Below are 19065 nucleotides of genomic sequence, written 5' to 3' on the forward strand. Positions count from 1 at the left end.
ACGAAAGGCCCTGCCCCATGACCGACGCCTTCGCGGACCTGCTCGCCGCCAACGCCGACTACGCGTCCTCGCACGCCGAGGAGCTCAAAGGTTTCGACGGGATCGCCCGGGCCGGGGTGGCGATCGTCACCTGCATGGACAGCCGGATCGAGCCGCTGCGCATGGTCGGGCTGACCCACGGGGACGCCAAGATCTTCCGCAACCCGGGAGGCCGGGTCACCGAGGCTGCGCTGGAGGCCCTGGTGCTCGGCGTGCACCTGCTGGGCGTGAAGCGGGTGCTCATCGTGCCCCATACCCGGTGCGCGATGACGAAGTTCAGCGAGAACGATCTGCGCGAGAAGATCACCGAGGCCTCCGGGCAGGATGCCTGGTGGCAGCACTTCCACGTCGTGGAGGACCAGAAGGCTGCCCTGGTGGAGGACGTGCGCCGGGTGACCACCCACCCGCTCATCACCGGCCGCGTCGACGTGGGCGGGTTCCTCTACGACGTCGACACCGGGGCGTTGGACCAGCTGGTGTGAGCCGTCGGTTCCTCCCGCAGGGCCTGCCTCGTTCCGCGGAACGCACGATCCCCCACGACGGCGTCTGACGTAGCCTGACCTCATGCTCCCCGCGCTTGCGCTGGCTCCGCTCACGCTGGCCGCCGTGCTGGTCCTCAGCGGGCTGGCCAAACTGCCGGACTCGAGGTCGACGCACAGCATGATGACGCTGCTACGGCTGCCCGGCGTGGTCGCCAACGCCGCGGTCGCCCGTCTCCTGCCGTGGGCGGAGCTGACGGTGGCGGCCCTGCTGCTGACGCCGTGGCGGTGGACCTTCGCGCTCGGGTCGCTGGCCGCGGTGCTGCTCTTCCTGGCCTTCTGGGTGCTGATCGCCCGGGCGATGACCTTTGATCCCCGCCCCACCTGCGCCTGCTTCGGCCGGGTGGGTGACCACCGGATCACCGGCCGGACGGTGATCCGCAACACCATTCTGCTCACGCTCGCCCTGGTCACCGCCGTGGTCGCACTCCTTGGTGGGACGGCCACCGGCCTGCTCGCAGCCTTCGACGCCGGGGACTGGGCATGGCTGCTGCTGACCGTGACGCTGGCCGCCGTGACCGTCCTCGTCCTCGGCACCCGCGGCGACCAGGGTGCCCAGGGTCCCCAGGCCGGCGCCTTCTCCGCGCACGTCACCAGCCAGCAGCCCGGCACAGCCACCAGCGCGCACAAACAGGCGGGCACCCCGGCCGGTCCCGTGGCTGACGGGCTGCTCGTTGATCGCGACCTCGAGGTCATCGCCGTGGGCCGGCTGGCCGCCCAGCAGGCTCAGCTGCTGGTGCTGGCCGACTGCTGGTGCGGCTCGACCATGGTCACCATCGACCGGCTGCCCGACTGGCGCGAGCGGCTGCCGGACCTGGGCGTGCAGCTGGTCCACACCCACGTCCCGTGGAAGGAGCCCCGCCTCCATCACCTCCCCGGGGTCTGGTGGGACCCCGGGGCCCGGGTCTACTCGGACCTGCAGGCCGGCGCCAGCCCAGCCGCGGTCCTGGTCGACACCCGCGGACGGGTCATGGACGGGCCGGTCAACGGGGTCGAGGCGATCGAACACCTCGTCGCCCGACTCTCGACCGACGTCCTACCCAGCGGTGCCGGCGATCCCGCTGCAAGGGCCCGGGCCGAGCGGGTCACAGCGCCGGACGCTCCGGTCCGGGCCGACGGGGTCAGAGCGCCAGACGCTCCTTGACCACGCCGGCGAGGCGGTCGGCATACCCTTGGGCCCGCTGCTGAGAGTCGGCCTCGACCATGACCCGGACCACCGGCTCGGTGCCGGACTTGCGCAGCAACACCCGGCCCGCCCCGGCGAGCTCTGCCTCGATGGCAGCCACCTCGGCCTGCAGGGCCTCGTCGCTGCCCACCCGGTCCTTGTCGACGCCCTTGACGTTGGTCAGCACCTGCGGCAGCCGCGTCATGACCGCGGCCAGGTCGTGCAGCGGGCGGCCACTGGAGACGACCCGCTCGGCCAGGGCCAGCGCCGTCAGCACGCCGTCACCGGTGGTGCCGTGGTCCAGCATGATCACGTGCCCGGACTGCTCCCCGCCGAGGGACAAATCCCTGGCCCGCATCTCCTCCAGCACGTAGCGGTCACCCACGGCGGTCTGGACCACCGAGATGCCCTCGCGCCGCAGCGCCTGTATCAGGCCCAGGTTGCTCATCACGGTGGCCACGAGCGTGTCCTGACGCAGCCAGCCCCGCTCCCGCAGGGACACCGCCAGGATCGCCATGATCTGGTCGCCGTCCACCTGCTCCCCCAGGGCGTCCACGGCCAGGCACCGGTCGGCATCGCCGTCGAAGGCGACCCCCATGTCGGCGCCCCGCAGCCGCACCGCCTCCTGGAGCAGGTCCAGGTGGGTGGAACCGGCACCGTCGTTGATGTTGAGCCCGTCGGGGTCCCCACCGATGACGTCGACGGTCGCCCCGGCGCGACGCAACACCTCCGGACCCACCACCGAGGCAGCGCCGTGGGCGGCGTCGACCACGATCCGCAGACCGTCCAGCCGACCCGGGACGGCCTTCAGGAGGTGCTCCATGTAGAACTCTGCCCCGGCGGGGAAGGGGCGGATGCGGCCCACGGCCGCACCGGTTGGGCGCTCCCAGCCCTCCCCCAATCGTTCGGAGATCCGGTCCTCGATCTCGTCGGCGAGCTTGTGCCCGCCACGGGCGAAGAACTTCAGCCCGTTGTCCGGCATGGCGTTGTGCGAGGCCGAGAGCATGGCCCCCATCTCCGCGTTCATCCTGCCCGTGAGGTAGGCGATGGCCGGCGTAGGCAGCACGCCAGCGTCCAGCACGTCCACCCCGGCCGAGGCCAGGCCAGCCATGACGGCCGCGGAGAGGAACTCTCCGGAGGCCCGGGGGTCACGACCGACCACCGCGGTGGCGCGCTGGCCGCCGAAGACGCTCTGGCCACCGAGCTCGTGCGCCACCGCCACCGACAGGTCGAGCGCCAGCTCCGCGGTGATGTCCTTGTTGGCCAGGCCCCGCACGCCGTCGGTGCCGAAGAGTCGTCCCATCCTGGGTCCTTTGTCTCGAGGTGGTGTTGCATTCGCGTGCCGGCCAGCGCCCGCCGCAGTCAACTTGGCAGTATGCCGCACGCGAAAGGGGGCGCGACGGATGTCGCGCCCCCTTCGTGGGTCGGTCCCGCAGGACCGGGGATCAGCGCTTGCTGTACTGCGGCGCCTTGCGGGCCTTCTTCAGACCAGCCTTCTTGCGCTCGGGCACGCGCGCGTCCCGGGTGAGCAGACCGGCCTTCTTCAGGGCCGAGCGGTTCAGCTCCGGGTCCACACCGTTGAGCGAGCGGGCCACGCCAAGGCGGACCGCGCCGGCCTGACCGGAGGGGCCACCGCCGTGCACGCGGACCAGCACGTCATAGGCGCCGTCCAGCTCGAGCAGGGCCAGCGCTTCGCCGGCGATCTGCTGGTGCACCTTGTTGGGGAAGTACTCCTCCAGCGTGCGGCCGTTGATCCGCCACTCACCGGTGCCCGGGACGATCCGGACGCGGGCCACGGCCTGCTTGCGGCGGCCGGTGGCGGCACCGGGGACAGAAGCACTGCGGCGGAGGGCCTGCTCCTCGGTGGAGGTCTCGGACTCGGTGGTGTACTCGGAGATCGCGTTCTCGTCGAACTCGTCGGTGTCGACGTCGAGGTTGATGTCAGTCATCGTCATGTTCCTTACTGCGCGACCTGGGAGATCTCATAGGGCACCGGCTGCTGGGCCGAGTGCGGGTGGGTGTCGCCGGCGTAGACCTTCAGCTTGGTCAGCATCTGGCGCCCGAGGGAGTTCTTGGGGATCATGCCGCGCACGGCCTTCTCCACGGCCCGGGCGGGGTTCTTCTCGAGCAGCTCCTCATAGCTCTCGGCCTTCAGGCCGCCGGGGTAGCCGGAGTGCCGGTAGGCCTTCTTCTGCTCCAGCTTGGCGCCGGTGAGGGCCACCTTCGCCGCGTTGATGATGATGACGTGGTCACCGGTGTCCACGTGCGGGGCAAAGATGGTCTTGTGCTTGCCGCGCAGCAGGATCGCCGTCTGGGACGCCAGCCGACCCAGGACGACGTCCGTGGCATCGATGACGTGCCAGGCGCGGGTGATCTCGCCGGCCTTGGGGGTGTAGGTTCGCATCTGCCTAACCTTCGTCTGGTGTGTGATTGGGCAACCCCTCAAGTCTACCGACGCGCGCTCCCCCGCCCAAAACACGCAAACCAGCAGGTCAGACGCCCTTTCTGTAGGCTCGCCACCCCTCCCGCCGAGCGTACGTGCACAAGTATTGTGCATCTAAGTCTGTGCGCGTAGGCTGCCGACCATGACCGCCCGCAACGACGAGGGCGCCGGAGGCACCCGTCCCGGGGAGCGGGGCCGGGCCGCCCGCAGCGGCCCTCGCACCCCGGAGCGGTCCGCGCTGCGCACCCTGGCCCACCCCCTGCGCAGCCGGATCCTGGCCGAGCTGCGGGTGCACGGGCGGATGACCGCCAGTGACCTGGCCAGGGCTCTCGACACGCATACCGGCGCCACCTCCTACCACCTGCGTCAGCTCGAGAGCGTCGACCTGGTCCAGGACACCGGCACCGGCACCGGCCGGCGCCGGGTATGGGAGGCAGTGGCTCAGGAGAACGTTGCCCTGGTCACCGCGAGCGCCGGGGGAGGCGAGGAAGACGTCGATGAGGACGATGCCCACGCTGTGGACTGGCTGGCCCTGGACTACCTGGCCCACTTCGGCGACCGAGCCCGGTCCTGGCTGACTGAGCAGCACACCTGGAACCCCGTCTGGCAAGACGTATGCGGGCTGCAGGACCACACGGTCCAGGTCACTGCCGAGCAGGCCACCGCTCTGCGCGCCGAGCTGCTGGAGGTCCTGGAGCGCTATCACCGGGTCGGCCAGGGCAACCCTTTGGCCAAGCGGGTGGTCGTCTACACCTGCGCCCTGCCGGTCGACCGCCGCTCGCCTTGATCTGCATCCCCCTCAGTCCAGCAGCATCACCGCTGAACCGGCACGGTCATCGGTGCGCTCCTAGCTGCCGTCAGTCACCGGCACGCCGACCACCGGGCTGCTGGCGTGCCGGTCGGAGACGACGGACCCTATCGACCGCAGGTCCAGCCACCACTGGCTGCGTGGCCGGTCCACCATGGGCTCCAGGTCCTCGGCCAACTGCGTGATGGGCGTGAAGCGCTCTTGCCCGTTGACCTCCCCGACGTAGCAGGTGCTGGCTTCCCCCGTGGTCAGCTCGTGGTCGATGTGCGCCAGGGCGGCTCGGGCCAACCGGGTGGCCAGCAACCGGTCGAACGGCGTGGGCTCGCCGCCGGTCTGCACGTGACCCAGCCCGATCTGCCGCACGTCGAAGAGATCGCCGCCCTCCTTTTCGAAGATGCGGGTCATGAGCTCGGCCGAGTAGTGCTCGCTGGCCTGCTCCCCCCGGATCGCCAGCCACAGCTGCCGACCCTGCTCGAAGGTGCGGGTCATCCGTTCCGCGTCGTCGGCCAGATCCGCGATCCCGATGTCCTCCTCCGGCAGGTAGACCCGCTCGGCGCCCGCCGCGAGCCCGCTCATCATCGCCAGGTAGCCGCAAGGCCCGCCCATCGTCTCCACCACAAAGCACCGTTGGGTGGCGGAGGCAGACATGCGGATCTTGTCCAGGGCCGCGGTGATGGTGTTGAGGGCGGTGTCGGCGCCGATGGAGAGCTCGGCCCCAGGCAGGTTGTTGTCGATCGTCGCCGGGACACACACCATCGGGATCGCCAGCGCCGGATGCGCCACCCGGGCCTGGTGCAGGACGGCCGCTGTCCGGTACGCCTCGATGCCCCCCACCATGACCAGAGCGTCGATCCCCTCGCGGACCAGGGTCTCGGCGATCTGCGCGGCCTGGTCGGGGTCGGGAACGATCCTGCGGGTGCCGAGCTCGGCCCCTGCGCGTCCGACCCAGTCGCCCAAGTCTGCCCAGTCCAGGGCGGCCACCCGGCCGGCGACCAGCCCGGGGACCGAGCCGCGCACGCCCAGGACCACGTCCCCCGTCACGGAGGTGGACCGCACCAGGGTGCGGACGGCGGTGTTCATGCCCGGCGCCACTCCGCCTGCGTGCAGGACCGCGATGCGGCGCGGTGCCCGGGTCGGCGTCGGGGGGTATGCGGCGCCGCGCGGGTCCGCGAGCCGCCCGGGCATCCTCGGCGGGGCACACAGCTCGGCGACGATCTCGCTCAGCCCCGAGAAGGACCTGCCGCGCGCTGCCCCGGCGGCAGCGAAGTCTCCCTGCTCCACGGACGTCTTGACCGCGGTGGTGTCTCGCACCAGCGTGGCGAGGGGCAACGGCACCAACCGGTTGTTCCGGACCCCGACCACCTGGGCGGGGATGTCCGTGCCGTGCAGCACCTGCTGCACCGCGGCATACCCCAACAGCGTGGGCATCCAGCGGTCATAAGCTGACGGCCGCCCCCCGCGCTGCACATGACCGAGAATGGTCACCCTGGCACCCTCCCCACCCAGGCCCTCGGTGACCACTTCCCCGACCTCATGACTGCTGATCGGCCGCCCGGTGGAGTCCGTCGCACCCTCGGCCACCACCACGATCAGGTCACGCAGGCCAGCCTCGCGCGAGGCCCGCAGCCGGCTGACCAGGGCATCCGGCCAGTCGGGAGCCGGGGGATCCTCGGGGATGAGCACCGCGTCCGCCGCACCCGCGACGGCCGCCATCAAGGCCAGGTAGCCGCAGTGCCGGCCCATCACCTCCACCACAAACGTGCGCTGGTGGCTGGCCGCCGTCGACCGCAGCGCGTCGATGGCTTCCAGGATCCGGTGCAGCGCCGTGTCGGCGCCGATAGTCATGTCGGTGCCGGCCATGTCATTGTCGATGGAGCCGACCAGGCCGGCTACGGTCAAGGCGCGGTGCGCCTGCCGTTGCCCGGCCGTGATGGCTCCCTCCTCATGCAGTTCTTCCAGCAAGGAGGGCCACTCGTCGCGGAACTCCTCGGTCCCCCGCAGCGACCCGTCGCCGCCAATGACGATGAGTCGGTCGATGCCGTGCTGCACCAGGTTGCGGGCGGCGGCCCGCAAACCCTCCCGGGTGCGGAACTCCGGGCACCGGGCCGCCCCTAGCACGGTCCCCCCCATGTGCAGGATGCCACCCACGTCATCCCAGGTGAGGGCCCGGATGGCAACCCCTCCAGCGACGGCACCGGCCCATCCCTCGTGAATGGCGTAGGGCTGCCCGCCCAACCGGAGAGTGGCACGCACCACGGCCCGGATCGCCGCGTTCATCCCCGGGGAGTCACCGCCAGAGGTCAGCAGACCAATCCGGGGGCCGAGGTCAGAAGGGGAACGGGGCACGTCGGCAGTCACGAGCCCATCTTGGCATGACAAAGGCCCGCCCGGATCGCTCCGGGCGGGCCTTTGAAAAGAGGTCCGGCGGTGTCCTACTCTCCCACACCGTCTCCAGTGCAGTACCATCGGCGCTGTCAGGCTTAGCTTCCGGGTTCGGAATGTGACCGGGCGTTTCCCTGACGCTATGACCGCCGTAACACGATCAACCCTTATTCAACTCTCACACACTGAGTGTGCTGGTTATGGGTCGGGAACCGTACAGTGGACGCGCACACAAAATCGTTCGTGTGACATAAGTATTGTTAAGTTATCGGCTTATTAGTACCGGTCAGCTTCACACATTACTGTGCTTCCACGTCCGGCCTATCAACCCAGTAGTCTAGCTGGGAGCCTCTCACACCAAAGGTGCATGGAAACCTCATCTTGAAGTGTGCTTCCCGCTTAGATGCTTTCAGCGGTTATCACGTCCGAACGTAGCTAATCAGCGGTGCCCTTGGCAGGACAACTGACACACCAGAGGTTCGTCCATCCCGGTCCTCTCGTACTAGGGACAGCTCTTCTCAAGTTTCCTCCGCGCGCAGCGGATAGGGACCGAACTGTCTCACGACGTTCTAAACCCAGCTCGCGTACCGCTTTAATGGGCGAACAGCCCAACCCTTGGGACCGACTCCAGCCCCAGGATGCGACGAGCCGACATCGAGGTGCCAAACCATGCCGTCGATATGAGCTCTTGGGCAGGATCAGCCTGTTATCCCCGGGGTACCTTTTATCCGTTGAGCGACGGCGCTTCCACAAGCCACCGTCGGGTCACTAGTCCCGACTTTCGTCTCTGCTCGACATGTCTGTCTCACAGTCAAGCTCCCTTGTGCACTTACACTCGACACCTGATTACCAACCAGGCTGAGGGAACCTTTGGGCGCCTCCGTTACCCTTTAGGAGGCAACCGCCCCAGTTAAACTACCCACCAGGCACTGTCCCTGATCCGGATCACGGACCGAGGTTAGACATTCAGAACGACCAGAGTGGTATTTCAACGATGACTCCACAACCACTGGCGTGGCTGCTTCACAGTCTCCCACCTATCCTACACAAGCCGTACCGAACACCAATACCAAGCTATAGTAAAGGTCCCGGGGTCTTTCCGTCCTGCTGCGCGTAACGAGCATCTTTACTCGTAGTGCAATTTCGCCGAGTTCGCGGTTGAGACAGTGGAGAAGTCGTTACGCCATTCGTGCAGGTCGGAACTTACCCGACAAGGAATTTCGCTACCTTAGGATGGTTATAGTTACCACCGCCGTTTACTGGCGCTTAAGTTCAGAGCTTCGCCTTGCGGCTAACCCGTCCCCTTAACGTTCCAGCACCGGGCAGGCGTCAGTCCGTATACATCGTCTTGCGACTTCGCACGGACCTGTGTTTTTAGTAAACAGTCGCTTCTCCCTGGTCTCTGCGGCCATCAGCGCTAACCCGCAACGGGTTTCACGCGTCCGGCCCCCCTTCTCCCGAAGTTACGGGGGCATTTTGCCGAGTTCCTTAACCACGATTCACTCGATCGCCTTGGTATTCTCTACCTAACCACCTGAGTCGGTTTGGGGTACGGGCGGCTCGAACCTCGCTAGGAACTTTTCTTGGCAGCATAGGATCACCCTACTTCCCACATACGTGGTCACTATCAAGCCTCGGGCACTGATGGGGCGGACTTACCACTCCCCGGCCCTGCGCTCTTAGACGTGGACAACCATCGCCACGCGGAGGCTACCTTCCTGCGTCCTTCCATCGCTTACCTACTACCGGCTCGGGTCACGCGCTCCCCGCCCACAGTCACACACCCGAAGGCATCTGACCGAGTTGGACGGTTCGGGCGCTTAGCATCACCGGATTCAGCATTGGGCGGTTCTTCGCCGGTTCCGGAATATCAACCGGATGTCCATCGACTACGCCTGTCGGCCTCGCCTTAGGTCCCGACTTACCCAGGGCAGATTAGCTTGACCCTGGAACCCTTGGTTATTCGGCGGAAGAGTTTCTCACTCTTCATTCGCTACTCATGCCTGCATTCTCACTCGTGCCGGATCCACACCTCGATCACTCGGATGCTTCACTCCCGGCACGACGCTCCCCTACCCACCAACACGCCTGGACCCACCCCACAAAGGGACAGGCCGAGCAAAATGCTGGTGCCACAGCTTCGGTGGTGTGCTTGAGCCCCGCTACATTGTCGGCGCGGAATCACTTGACCAGTGAGCTATTACGCACTCTTTAAAGGGTGGCTGCTTCTAAGCCAACCTCCTGGTTGTCTTCGCAACTCCACATCCTTTCCCACTTAGCACACGCTTAGGGACCTTAGCTGGTGATCTGGGCTGTTTCCCTCTCGACTACGAAGCTTATCCCCCGCAGTCTCACTGCCATGCTCTTACTTACCGGCATTCGGAGTTTGGCTGACGTCAGTAACCCGGTAAGGCCCATCAGCCATCCAGTAGCTCTACCTCCGGCAAGAAACACATGACGCTGCACCTAAATGCATTTCGGGGAGAACCAGCTATCACGGAGTTTGATTGGCCTTTCACCCCTACCCACAGCTCATCCCCTCAGTTTTCAACCTAAGTGGGTTCGGGCCTCCACGCGGTCTTACCCGCGCTTCACCCTGGCCATGGGTAGATCACTCCGCTTCGGGTCTAGACCCAGCGACTCAAACGCCCTATTCGGACTCGCTTTCGCTACGGCTACCCCACACGGGTTAACCTCGCCACTGAGCACTAACTCGCAGGCTCATTCTTCAAAAGGCACGCCGTCACCCCACACAAAGTGCAAAGCTCCGACGGATTGTAAGCGCACGGTTTCAGGAACTATTTCACTCCCCTCCCGGGGTACTTTTCACCTTTCCCTCACGGTACTTGTCCGCTATCGGTCACCAAGTAATATTTAGGCTTAGCAGGTGGTCCTGCCAGATTCGTACGGGATTTCTCGGGCCCCGTACTACTCGGGTGGCATCACACACAGTCCCACATGTTTCGGCTACCGGGGTCTCACCGTCTTCGCCAGGCCTTTCCAGACCTTTCACCTACACGCAGAATTTCTTACTGTGCACCGGGCTGGTAGACCCAGAACGTGACACTCCCACAACCCCGACACTGCAACCCCTACCAGGTATCACACAATGCCGGTTTAGCCTCATCCGCTTTCGCTCGCCACTACTCACGGAATCACATGTTGTTTTCTCTTCCTGTGGGTACTGAGATGTTTCACTTCCCCACGTTCCCTCCACACACCCTATATATTCAGGTGCGGGTGACCAGCGATGAAGCTGGCCGGGTTTCCCCATTCGGACACCCTCGGATCACAGTCTGGTTATCGACTCCCCGAGGCTTATCGCAGATTCCTACGTCCTTCTTCGGTTCTTGGTGCCAAGGCATCCACCGTGCGCTCTTAAAAACTTAACAAAAGTCACACAAAGACTTAAGATGCTCGCGTCCACTGTACAGTTCTCAACCAACAACCAGGCCAACCACACACACACCCACCCAACAGGTGGACATGCACACGGCCCCAGCATCGAAGACACCCAACCCCACCCCCCAGCGACACACCAACAGTGCGTCCCAGGAGACAAGAGGTCCGAGCCTTCAGGACCCAACAGCGTGCCAAGCACCACACCCACCAACCACCACCACACTTTCCACACCCCCACCCAAAAGGCAAGAGCCGTACTCACATGCGCAGCAACCAGAAAAGGCGCAGCAACTGATCCATCGATGTTCCACCCAGAGCAACCACGGGCACCACACTCGGGTGCACCACGCGGCCACCAACCCCACCCGACCACTACAGTCAAGCGAGGCCGTTGAGCTCCTTAGAAAGGAGGTGATCCAGCCGCACCTTCCGGTACGGCTACCTTGTTACGACTTAGTCCCAATCGCCAGTCCCACCTTCGACAGCTCCCTCCCACAAGGGGTTGGGCCACCGGCTTCGGGTGTTACCAACTTTCGTGACTTGACGGGCGGTGTGTACAAGGCCCGGGAACGTATTCACCGCAGCGTTGCTGATCTGCGATTACTAGCGACTCCGACTTCATGGGGTCGAGTTGCAGACCCCAATCCGAACTGAGACCGGCTTTCTGGGATTCGCTCCCCCTCACGGGATCGCAGCCCTTTGTACCGGCCATTGTAGCATGCGTGAAGCCCAAGACGTAAGGGGCATGATGATTTGACGTCATCCCCACCTTCCTCCGAGTTGACCCCGGCAGTCTCCTATGAGTCCCCGGCCGAACCGCTGGCAACATAGAACGAGGGTTGCGCTCGTTGCGGGACTTAACCCAACATCTCACGACACGAGCTGACGACAACCATGCACCACCTGTGCACCAGCCACAAAGGGAAACCACATCTCTGCAGTCGTCCGGTGCATGTCAAGCCTTGGTAAGGTTCTTCGCGTTGCATCGAATTAATCCGCATGCTCCGCCGCTTGTGCGGGCCCCCGTCAATTCCTTTGAGTTTTAGCCTTGCGGCCGTACTCCCCAGGCGGGGCGCTTAATGCGTTAGCTGCGGCACGGACCCCGTGGAATGGGACCCACACCTAGCGCCCAACGTTTACGGCGTGGACTACCAGGGTATCTAATCCTGTTCGCTCCCCACGCTTTCGCTTCTCAGCGTCAGTAATGGCCCAGAGACCTGCCTTCGCCATCGGTGTTCCTCCTGATATCTGCGCATTCCACCGCTACACCAGGAATTCCAGTCTCCCCTACCACACTCTAGCCTGCCCGTACCCACTGCAGACCCGGGGTTAAGCCCCGGGCTTTCACAGCAGACGTGACAAGCCGCCTACAAGCTCTTTACGCCCAATAATTCCGGACAACGCTCGCACCCTACGTATTACCGCGGCTGCTGGCACGTAGTTAGCCGGTGCTTCTTCTGCTCCTACCGTCACAAAAAGCTTCGTCAGAGCTGAAAGCGGTTTACAACCCGAAGGCCGTCATCCCGCACGCGGCGTCGCTGCATCAGGCTTTCGCCCATTGTGCAATATTCCCCACTGCTGCCTCCCGTAGGAGTCTGGGCCGTGTCTCAGTCCCAGTGTGGCCGGTCACCCTCTCAGGCCGGCTACCCGTCGTCGCCTTGGTAGGCCATTACCCCACCAACAAGCTGATAGGCCGCGAGTCCATCCACCACCAATAAATCTTTCCACCACCACCCATGCAGGCAGCAGTCATATCCAGTATTAGCACCGGTTTCCCGGAGTTATCCCAGAGTGGAGGGCAGGTTACTCACGTGTTACTCACCCGTTCGCCACTAATCCACGCAGCAAGCTGCGCTTCATCGTTCGACTTGCATGTGTTAAGCACGCCGCCAGCGTTCGTCCTGAGCCAGGATCAAACTCTCCGATAAAAACCTAAACCCTTATCAAGAGCCAGATCACAAGCAAAACCACCACACCCCAGCGGGGGGCCAGAACATGGCAGTCAAAAAAACGCCGCACCCAACCCAGCCAAAACCAAACCAGGCACGACAAACAAACTATGGCATCAATAAATCTGACACGCTGTTGAGTTCTCAAGAATCGGACACACACCGACGAGTCCGGCCTGTGGGCCTTCCCCGTCCGGGGCAACCTCTCCAGCCTACCTGATCTGCTGCCCTAGTCCAAACCGTCATCCTGGTGGATGTTGGTGGACGTGGGTGCCGATGGGCTGGGCCGCCTCCGCTTTCGCGTCCAGCAGCGAGATGCAACTTTACAGCGTCTTCGGCCCACGAGGCAAATCGGCGCCGGGGTCAGGACACGGACGGGCGGCTGGGACCGTATCCGCGCAGGTCAGAGCCCTGATGAGACGCTGAACTCAGCCGCGGGCCGCCTGGCTGGCCCCTGTCCAAGCCGCGGCCGTCACCCGACGGTGATGCCGATCTTGCCCACGACGTCCCCGCGCTCCATCTTCGCCAGCGCTTCTCCCGCCTGCGCCAGGGGGAAGGTGCTGTCGACGACGGGGCGCAGCCCCGCCGTCTGAACGAACCGGCTCAGCGCGGCCAGCTCCTCCAGGCTGCCCATCGTGGAGCCGAGCACCCGCAGCTGCTTGAAGAAGATCTTGGTCAGCTCGGCCTTGGGCGGAGCGTCGCCGGACGTGGCCCCGCAGATGACGATCGTCCCCCCTGGGCGCAGCGCGTTGACCGAGTGCGACCAGGTCGCCGCACCCACGCTCTCCAGGACCGCGTCCACCCGAGCCGGCAACCGCTCCCCCACCTCGAAGGTCCTGGCCGCACCCAGCTCCTGCGCCCTGTGCAGCTTGTCCTCGTCGCGGCCGGCGGCCCAGACGGTCAGCCCTGCGGCTCGGCCGAGCTGGATGAGGGCGGTCGAGACGGCACCCCCCGCACCCTGCACCAGCACCGTGTCACCTGGCCGCACCTCTGCCCGGGTGAAGAGCATCCGGTAGGCCGTCAGCCACGAGGTGGAGAGCGCGGCGGCCTCCACGGCGTCCAGGTGCTCCGGCTTGGGCACCCAGTGCCCCTCGGGAACGGTCACCAGCTCGGCCAGCGTGCCCTGGTGCAGCTCGGAGAGCAGCGAGCGGCGCGGGTCGAGGGTGATCTCGCCGGTCCAACCCGGTGTGCCGGAGACCACGGGGTAGACAACCACCTCCCCGTCCTCGGGGTGCTGGGCGACCGCGTCGCAGCCCAGGATCATCGGTAGCCGGTCCTCCGGCAGGCCCACCCCCCGCAGCGACCACAGGTCGTGATGGTTCAGCCCCGCTGCCACAACGGGCAGGACCGTCCAGCCGGGCTGCTCCTGCGGCTCGGGACGTTCGTCGACCCGCAGACCGGCGAGCGGGTCGTCGGGGTGGAGGGACTCGGCATACGCAGCCAGCATGCCGGTCACCCTACTGCTCGGGCAGGAAGCGCACCGCGCGACTCTCCTGGTCTCGGGCGGCCAGCGCCTGTGCCCCCTCGGGGTAGGTGATCTCCTCCAGGCACAACCCGTGGGCCGGCATCACCTGCACGCCCGGGTCGCGCAGTGCCCGTTCGGCGACCTCCTCGGGCCAGGTGACCGGACGCCGCCCCTCCCCCACCGGAACGACCGAGCCGACCAGAGCCCGGACCATGCTGTGGCAGAACGCGTCGGCCTCCACCGTCCCCACCAGGATGCCCTCCTCGTCGCGTCGCCAGGTATGTCGCAACAGCGTCCGCACCGTGGTGGCGCCCGCCCGGGGGCGGCAGAACGCCGCGAAGTCGCGCAGCCCCTCGAGCGACCGAGCCGCGGCGTCCATTGCCGAGACCTCCAGCGGCCGGCGCACGACGACGGTGTCCCTGCGGCGCAGCGGGTCGAGCCGTTCGGCCCGGTCGCAGATGCGGTAGGTGTAGCGCCGGCGCAGCGCCGAGAAGCGGGCGTCGAAGGCCTCGGGGACCTCGGTGGCGGCGCGCACCACGACGTCCTCGGGCAGCACCCCACGCAGGCGGACCACCAGGGCGACGCCGGGCGTGCGGTCCGAGCGCCCGGGCAGTGCACCCCATACTCCTTCGGAGACGTCCAGATGGCAGACGGAGCCGCGGGCGTGCACGCCCGCGTCCGTCCGGCCGCCCACCGTCAGCCGCGGCGGCGGGACGCGCAGCACCGTCCCCAGCGCTCCGGCCAGTTCCCCCTCCACCGTGCGCAGGCCGGGCTGCCGGGCCCAGCCGGAGAAGTCGGTCCCGTCGTAGGCGAAGTCCAGGCGCACACGCACGGCCCCCATCCTGCCAGCCCGTCGCTCCCACCCGGGGACGCGAAGGGCCGCCCCCCCTGCGGGGAGACGGCCCTGGCCGACCGCGCCATGATCAGCGCACGGTCAGCTCACTTCTGGTCGGCGTCCTCAGCATCGGCGTCGGCCGCAGCGTCGTCGGCACCAGCGTCGTCGGCACCAGCGTCGTCGGCACCAGCGTCGTCGGCACCAGCGGAGACCATGGCGGCCTCGGTGGTGTCCTCGGCGGTCTCGGTGTCGCTGACCTCGACGGTCTCGGCCGGAGCCGCGACCTCGGCGCCCTGCTCGGCGGCGGCCTCGGAGGCCTCCACCTCTGCCTGGGCCTCGTCGACGGCGGCCTCGTCGCTGGTGGGCTCCTCGGCGGCCAGCTCGGCGTCACTCACCGGTGCGGCGGGGGCGTCGGCCTGGTCGCTGGCGGCATGCTTGGTCGCACCCTCGGCCTGTCGCACGACGGCCTTCTTGGCGACCGGCTCGCGGACCAGCTCGATGACCGCCATCGGGGCGTTGTCACCCTTGCGAGGGGCGATCTTCGTGATCCGGGTGTAGCCACCCTCGCGGTCGGCGACGTCGGGGGCGATCTCGGTGAAGAGCCGGTGCACGACACCCTTGTCCCGGATGATCGCCATCACCTTGCGGCGGTTGTGCAGGTCACCGCGCTTGGCGAAGGTCACCAGGCGCTCGGCCAAGGGGCGCATGCGCTTGGCCTTGGCCTCGGTGGTGGTGATGCGGTCGTGCTCGAACAGCGCGGTCGCCAGGTTGGACAGGATCAGGCGCTCGTGCGCCGGACCGCCGCCGAGGCGCGGACCCTTCTTGGGGGTAGGCATGGGTTCTCCTTCGTAACTTTTGTGATCTCAGCGCTGAGCTGAGCTCAGTACTGCTCGTCCTCGGCGAAGGCGGCGTCACCCTCGTCGTCATAGGTGCCGTCCTCATAGCTGCTCGCACCCTCGAACCCGGGCGGGCTGTCCTTGAGGGCCAGGCCCATCTCGACAAGCTTGTCCTTGACCTCGTCGATGGACTTGGCGCCAAAGTTGCGGATGTCCAGCAGGTCGGCCTCGCTGCGGCCCACGAGCTCACCCACGCTGTGGATGCCCTCCCGCTTGAGGCAGTTGTAGGAACGGACGGTCAGGTCCAGCTCCTCGATCGGCAGCGCCAGGTCGGAGGCGAGCGCGCCCTCACCAGAGGACGGGCCGATCTCGATGCCCTCGGCCTCGACGTTCAACTCCCGGGCCAGGCCGAAGAGCTCGACCAGGGTGCGGCCGGCAGAGGCGACGGCGTCGCGGGGTGCCATCGAGTTCTTGGTCTCCACGTCGAGGACCAGACGGTCGAAGTCGGTGCGCTGCTCGACACGGGTGGCCTCGACCTTGTAGGTCACGGCCAGGACCGGGGAGTAGATGGAGTCGACCGGGATGCGCCCGATCTCCTGCTCACCGGACTTGTTCTGCGCCGCGGAGACGTAGCCACGGCCACGCTCGACGGTCATCTCCATCTCGATCTTGCCCGACTCCCCGAGGGTGGCCAGGTGCAGGTCCTGGTTGTGGACCTCCACGCCGGCCGGGGGGGCGATGTCGGCGGCGGTGACCGCGCCGGGGCCCTGCTTGCGCAGGTACATCACGACCGGCTCGTCGTGCTCGCTGGAGACGACCAGACCCTTGAGGTTGAGGATGATCTCGGTGACGTCCTCCTTGACCCCGGGGATCGTGGAGAACTCGTGCAGCACGCCGTCGATGCGGATGCTGGTCAATGAGGCACCGGGGATGCTGGAGAGCAGGGTCCGGCGCATGGAGTTGCCGAGGGTGTAGCCGAAGCCGGGCTCGAGCGGTTCCAGGATGAACCGGGAGCGGGACTCGGTGACGACTTCCTCGGAGAGGACGGGGCGCTGTGCGATGAGCACTGTTCTTGTTCCTTCCCACGGGCGACCGCTATATGACGCCGCGTGAACGTGGAGCCTGTCGGCTCCTGCCCGGACCATCTCTGTCCACGGTCCGGACCCGGCAAACCGGCGAGCTTGCTAGCCCTGGTTTCCCGGAACAGACCAGGAGCACGCAAGCGAAGCGAACTCCTGGTCTGTGGAGGTCTGGGGCGCAGGCCCCAGGGGGTCAGTTCTTGGAGTAGAACTCGACGATGAGCTGCTCGGTGAGGATCGTGTCGATCTGCTCACGCGTGGGCAGCTGGTGGATGAGGATCTTCAGCGAGCCGGGGACGACCTTCATCCAGGCCGGGATCGGGCGGTCGCCAAAGGTCTGACGGGCCAGCTCGATGGGGAAGGTCTGCACCGACTGCGGGCGGACCTCGATGATGTCGAACTGCTCCACCCGGTAGGACGGCACGTCGACGCGCTGACCGTTGACCAGGAAGTGACCGTGGGTCACCAGCTGGCGGGCAGCACGGCGGGTCCGAGCCAGACCGGCCCGGTAGATGACGTTGTCCAGGCGGGACTCGAGGATGATCAGCAGGTTGGCGCCGGTGCGGCCGGGACGACGGGCGGCCTCGGCGTAGTAGCGACGGAACTGCTTCTCCATGACGCCGTAGGTGAAGCGGGCCTTCTGCTTCTCCTGCAGCTGGGTCAGGTACTCCTTCTCCTGGCTGCGGCGACGGCCGTGCTGCCCCGGGGGGAAGGGCCGCAGATCGAAGTACTTGTCTCCGCCGACGAGGTCGACCTTGAGCCGGCGGGACTTCTTGGTGATGGGTCCGGTGTAACGGGCCATGATGTTCTACCTAGTTCCTTCCGGTGCTCAGTTGCGGCGCTTCTTGGGCAGACGGACGCCGTTGTGCGCCTGCGGGGTGACGTCACTGATCGCGCCGACCTCCAGGCCGGCGGCGGTCAGGGAACGGATCGCGGTCTCGCGACCCGAGCCCGGGCCCTTGACGAAGACGTCGACCTTGCGCATGCCGTGATCCATCGCCCGGCGGGCGGCGGCCTCGGCAGCCATCTGGGCCGCGTACGGGGTTGACTTGCGCGAACCCTTGAAACCGACCTGGCCCGAGGAGGACCAGGCAATGACGGCACCGGCGGGGTCGGTGATGCTGATGATGGTGTTGCTGAACGTGCTCTTGATGTGAGCCTGCCCGAGGGCGACGTTCTTCTTCTCCTTGCGGCGCACCTTGCGCGCACCGCTAGCCTGACGGCTCTTGGGGGCATGTGGTTTCTCCTGACGAGGTATGCAGTGCTGCTGGGCCGGCTGGTCTGGCCAGTCCCGAGATCCGAGGCGTGGCCTCGGCGGGTGACTCGGGGCGAGGGGTCCTCGGCTCCCGAGCCGGTGGGTTACTTGGCCTTCTTCTTGCCGGCGACGGTGCGCTTGGGCCCCTTGCGGGTGCGCGCGTTGGTCTTGGTGCGCTGACCGTGCACGGGCAGACCGCGGCGGTGCCGCAGGCCCTGGTAACTGCCGATCTCCTGCTTGCGGCGGATGTCGGCGGCTACCTCACGGCGCAGGTCACCCTCGAGGCGGTAACTGCCCTCGAGGTGGTCACGCAGGGCGACCAGCTGCTCCTCCGTCAGGTCCTTGACGCGGACGGACGGGTCGACACCCGTCTCCGCCAGCGTCTGCTCGGCGCGGGTACGGCCCACGCCGAAGATGTAGGTGAGAGCGACCTCGACGCGCTTGTCGCGCGGCAGGTCAACACCGATGAGTCGTGCCATGTGGCAGTGCTCCTTGGATTCTTGCGAGAGTCTGGTGCAACACCGGTCCGCATCCTCTGTGGTGGGCCTTCGCCCGCGGTCCCCGGCTCTCGCGGCCGGGGGTGACGTCCCGTGTCGACGGGGGTCGGGTGTTGCGTGCTACGTCATGACGATCTTCAGTTGTGCGCTGCCGGGCGGGAACCGCCCCACAGCTCTTGCAGCTGTCAGCTGTCGCTGACTGCGTGTGTGTCGAGGTGCGCTCGTCGCGCTCTGCGACGTGTGCTGGTCGCTCTGCTCAGCCCTGGCGCTGCTTGTGGCGCAGGTTCTCGCAGATCACCATGACCCGGCCGTGACGGCGGATCACCTTGCACTTGTCGCAGATCTTCTTCACGCTCGGCTGAACCTTCATG

15 protein-coding genes and 3 rRNA genes are annotated in these 19065 nt (G+C 66.4%); 3 read left to right on the plus strand and 15 right to left on the minus strand.

The genetic code is table 11. From position 1 onward, the window contains the following. The first annotated feature begins 17 nt into the window (after positions 1–17). Together FY030_RS11750 and FY030_RS11755 are read left to right on the plus strand one after the other, a co-directional pair. Positions 18–521: a beta-class carbonic anhydrase gene (locus FY030_RS11750; protein ID WP_158061669.1), complete on the plus strand. Its 504-nt coding sequence runs from the start codon at positions 18–20 to the stop codon at positions 519–521. Between the two features lie 82 nt (positions 522–603). Next, the gene (locus FY030_RS11755; RefSeq protein WP_158061670.1) at positions 604–1722 is read left to right on the plus strand and encodes a MauE/DoxX family redox-associated membrane protein; all 1119 of its coding nucleotides are present in this window, start codon (positions 604–606) and stop codon (positions 1720–1722) included. On the opposite strand, the gene glmM is transcribed toward FY030_RS11755, so the two are convergent. The 3 genes from glmM to rplM form a co-directional block, all read right to left on the minus strand. Further along, on the minus strand, positions 1700–3046 hold the full coding sequence (glmM, locus tag FY030_RS11760; RefSeq protein WP_158061671.1) for a phosphoglucosamine mutase: 1347 nt from the start codon (positions 3044–3046) through the stop codon (positions 1700–1702). The genes FY030_RS11755 and glmM overlap by 23 nt on opposite strands. Positions 3047–3188: 142 nt before the next feature. Further along, the gene (gene rpsI / locus FY030_RS11765; RefSeq protein WP_158061672.1) at positions 3189–3692 is read right to left on the minus strand and encodes a 30S ribosomal protein S9; all 504 of its coding nucleotides are present in this window, start codon (positions 3690–3692) and stop codon (positions 3189–3191) included. Between the two features lie 11 nt (positions 3693–3703). Further along, complete coding sequence (rplM, locus tag FY030_RS11770; RefSeq protein WP_158061673.1) at positions 3704–4147, minus strand: 50S ribosomal protein L13; 444 nt, start codon at positions 4145–4147, stop codon at positions 3704–3706. 181 nt (positions 4148–4328) lie between these two features. On the opposite strand from rplM, the gene FY030_RS11775 reads away from it, so the two are divergent. After that, positions 4329–4973 (plus strand): winged helix-turn-helix domain-containing protein, encoded by a 645-nt coding sequence (locus FY030_RS11775; protein WP_158061674.1) that lies wholly within the window; start codon positions 4329–4331, stop codon positions 4971–4973. A 60-nt stretch (positions 4974–5033) separates the two neighbouring features. On the opposite strand, the gene FY030_RS11780 is transcribed toward FY030_RS11775, so the two are convergent. The 12 genes from FY030_RS11780 to rpmJ form a co-directional block, all read right to left on the minus strand. Beyond that, complete coding sequence (locus FY030_RS11780) at positions 5034–7352, minus strand: 6-phosphofructokinase (RefSeq protein ID WP_202879700.1); 2319 nt, start codon at positions 7350–7352, stop codon at positions 5034–5036. A gap of 61 nt (positions 7353–7413) precedes the next feature. Further along, positions 7414–7530, minus strand: a 5S ribosomal RNA gene (gene rrf, locus FY030_RS11785). Positions 7531–7632: 102 nt separating this feature from the next. Further along, positions 7633–10768, minus strand: a 23S ribosomal RNA gene (locus tag FY030_RS11790). A gap of 414 nt (positions 10769–11182) precedes the next feature. Then, positions 11183–12706: ribosomal RNA gene (locus FY030_RS11795) — 16S ribosomal RNA — on the minus strand. Together the 16S, 23S and 5S rRNA genes form the textbook arrangement of a ribosomal RNA operon. Before the next feature lie 493 nt (positions 12707–13199). Beyond that, positions 13200–14174, minus strand: coding sequence for a zinc-binding dehydrogenase (locus FY030_RS11800; RefSeq protein ID WP_158061675.1), 975 nt, complete (start codon positions 14172–14174; stop codon positions 13200–13202). A 10-nt stretch (positions 14175–14184) separates the two neighbouring features. Continuing rightward, the gene (locus FY030_RS11805; RefSeq protein WP_158061676.1) at positions 14185–15033 is read right to left on the minus strand and encodes a tRNA pseudouridine synthase A; all 849 of its coding nucleotides are present in this window, start codon (positions 15031–15033) and stop codon (positions 14185–14187) included. Positions 15034–15131: 98 nt separating this feature from the next. After that, positions 15132–15863: a 50S ribosomal protein L17 gene (rplQ, locus tag FY030_RS11810; protein WP_158061677.1), complete on the minus strand. Its 732-nt coding sequence runs from the start codon at positions 15861–15863 to the stop codon at positions 15132–15134. 44 nt (positions 15864–15907) lie between these two features. Then, entirely contained in the window at positions 15908–16930 is a 1023-nt protein-coding gene (locus FY030_RS11815) for a DNA-directed RNA polymerase subunit alpha (protein WP_158061678.1), read from the minus strand. Between the two features lie 205 nt (positions 16931–17135). After that, positions 17136–17744 carry a 30S ribosomal protein S4 gene (rpsD, locus tag FY030_RS11820; RefSeq protein ID WP_158061679.1) on the minus strand — a complete coding sequence of 203 codons (609 nt, stop codon included), beginning with the start codon at positions 17742–17744 and terminating at the stop codon, positions 17136–17138. Between the two features lie 27 nt (positions 17745–17771). Then, complete coding sequence (gene rpsK / locus FY030_RS11825) at positions 17772–18200, minus strand: 30S ribosomal protein S11 (RefSeq protein ID WP_158061680.1); 429 nt, start codon at positions 18198–18200, stop codon at positions 17772–17774. A gap of 101 nt (positions 18201–18301) precedes the next feature. After that, positions 18302–18676: a 30S ribosomal protein S13 gene (gene rpsM, locus FY030_RS11830; RefSeq protein ID WP_158061681.1), complete on the minus strand. Its 375-nt coding sequence runs from the start codon at positions 18674–18676 to the stop codon at positions 18302–18304. 274 nt (positions 18677–18950) lie between these two features. Then, complete coding sequence (rpmJ, locus tag FY030_RS11835; protein ID WP_010148647.1) at positions 18951–19064, minus strand: 50S ribosomal protein L36; 114 nt, start codon at positions 19062–19064, stop codon at positions 18951–18953. Between the last annotated feature and the right edge of the window lies 1 nt (position 19065).

Source organism: Ornithinimicrobium pratense (assembly GCF_008843165.1).
Classification (GTDB): domain Bacteria; phylum Actinomycetota; class Actinomycetes; order Actinomycetales; family Dermatophilaceae; genus Ornithinicoccus; species Ornithinicoccus pratensis.

Bases quoted from the DNA above. Each gene is read 5' to 3' on its own strand.
- FY030_RS11750 (WP_158061669.1), top strand. From the start codon at position 18: ATGACCGACGCCTTCGCGGACCTGCTCGCCGCCAACGCCGACTACGCG.
- FY030_RS11755 (WP_158061670.1), top strand. From the start codon at position 604: ATGCTCCCCGCGCTTGCGCTGGCTCCGCTCACGCTGGCCGCCGTGCTG.
- glmM (WP_158061671.1), bottom strand. From the start codon at position 3,046: ATGGGACGACTCTTCGGCACCGACGGCGTGCGGGGCCTGGCCAACAAG.
- rpsI (WP_158061672.1), bottom strand. From the start codon at position 3,692: ATGACTGACATCAACCTCGACGTCGACACCGACGAGTTCGACGAGAAC.
- rplM (WP_158061673.1), bottom strand. From the start codon at position 4,147: ATGCGAACCTACACCCCCAAGGCCGGCGAGATCACCCGCGCCTGGCAC.
- FY030_RS11775 (WP_158061674.1), top strand. From the start codon at position 4,329: ATGACCGCCCGCAACGACGAGGGCGCCGGAGGCACCCGTCCCGGGGAG.
- FY030_RS11800 (WP_158061675.1), bottom strand. From the start codon at position 14,174: ATGCTGGCTGCGTATGCCGAGTCCCTCCACCCCGACGACCCGCTCGCC.
- FY030_RS11805 (WP_158061676.1), bottom strand. From the start codon at position 15,033: ATGGGGGCCGTGCGTGTGCGCCTGGACTTCGCCTACGACGGGACCGAC.
- rplQ (WP_158061677.1), bottom strand. From the start codon at position 15,863: ATGCCTACCCCCAAGAAGGGTCCGCGCCTCGGCGGCGGTCCGGCGCAC.
- rpsD (WP_158061679.1), bottom strand. From the start codon at position 17,744: ATGGCCCGTTACACCGGACCCATCACCAAGAAGTCCCGCCGGCTCAAG.
- rpsM (WP_158061681.1), bottom strand. From the start codon at position 18,676: ATGGCACGACTCATCGGTGTTGACCTGCCGCGCGACAAGCGCGTCGAG.
- rpmJ (WP_010148647.1), bottom strand. From the start codon at position 19,064: ATGAAGGTTCAGCCGAGCGTGAAGAAGATCTGCGACAAGTGCAAGGTG.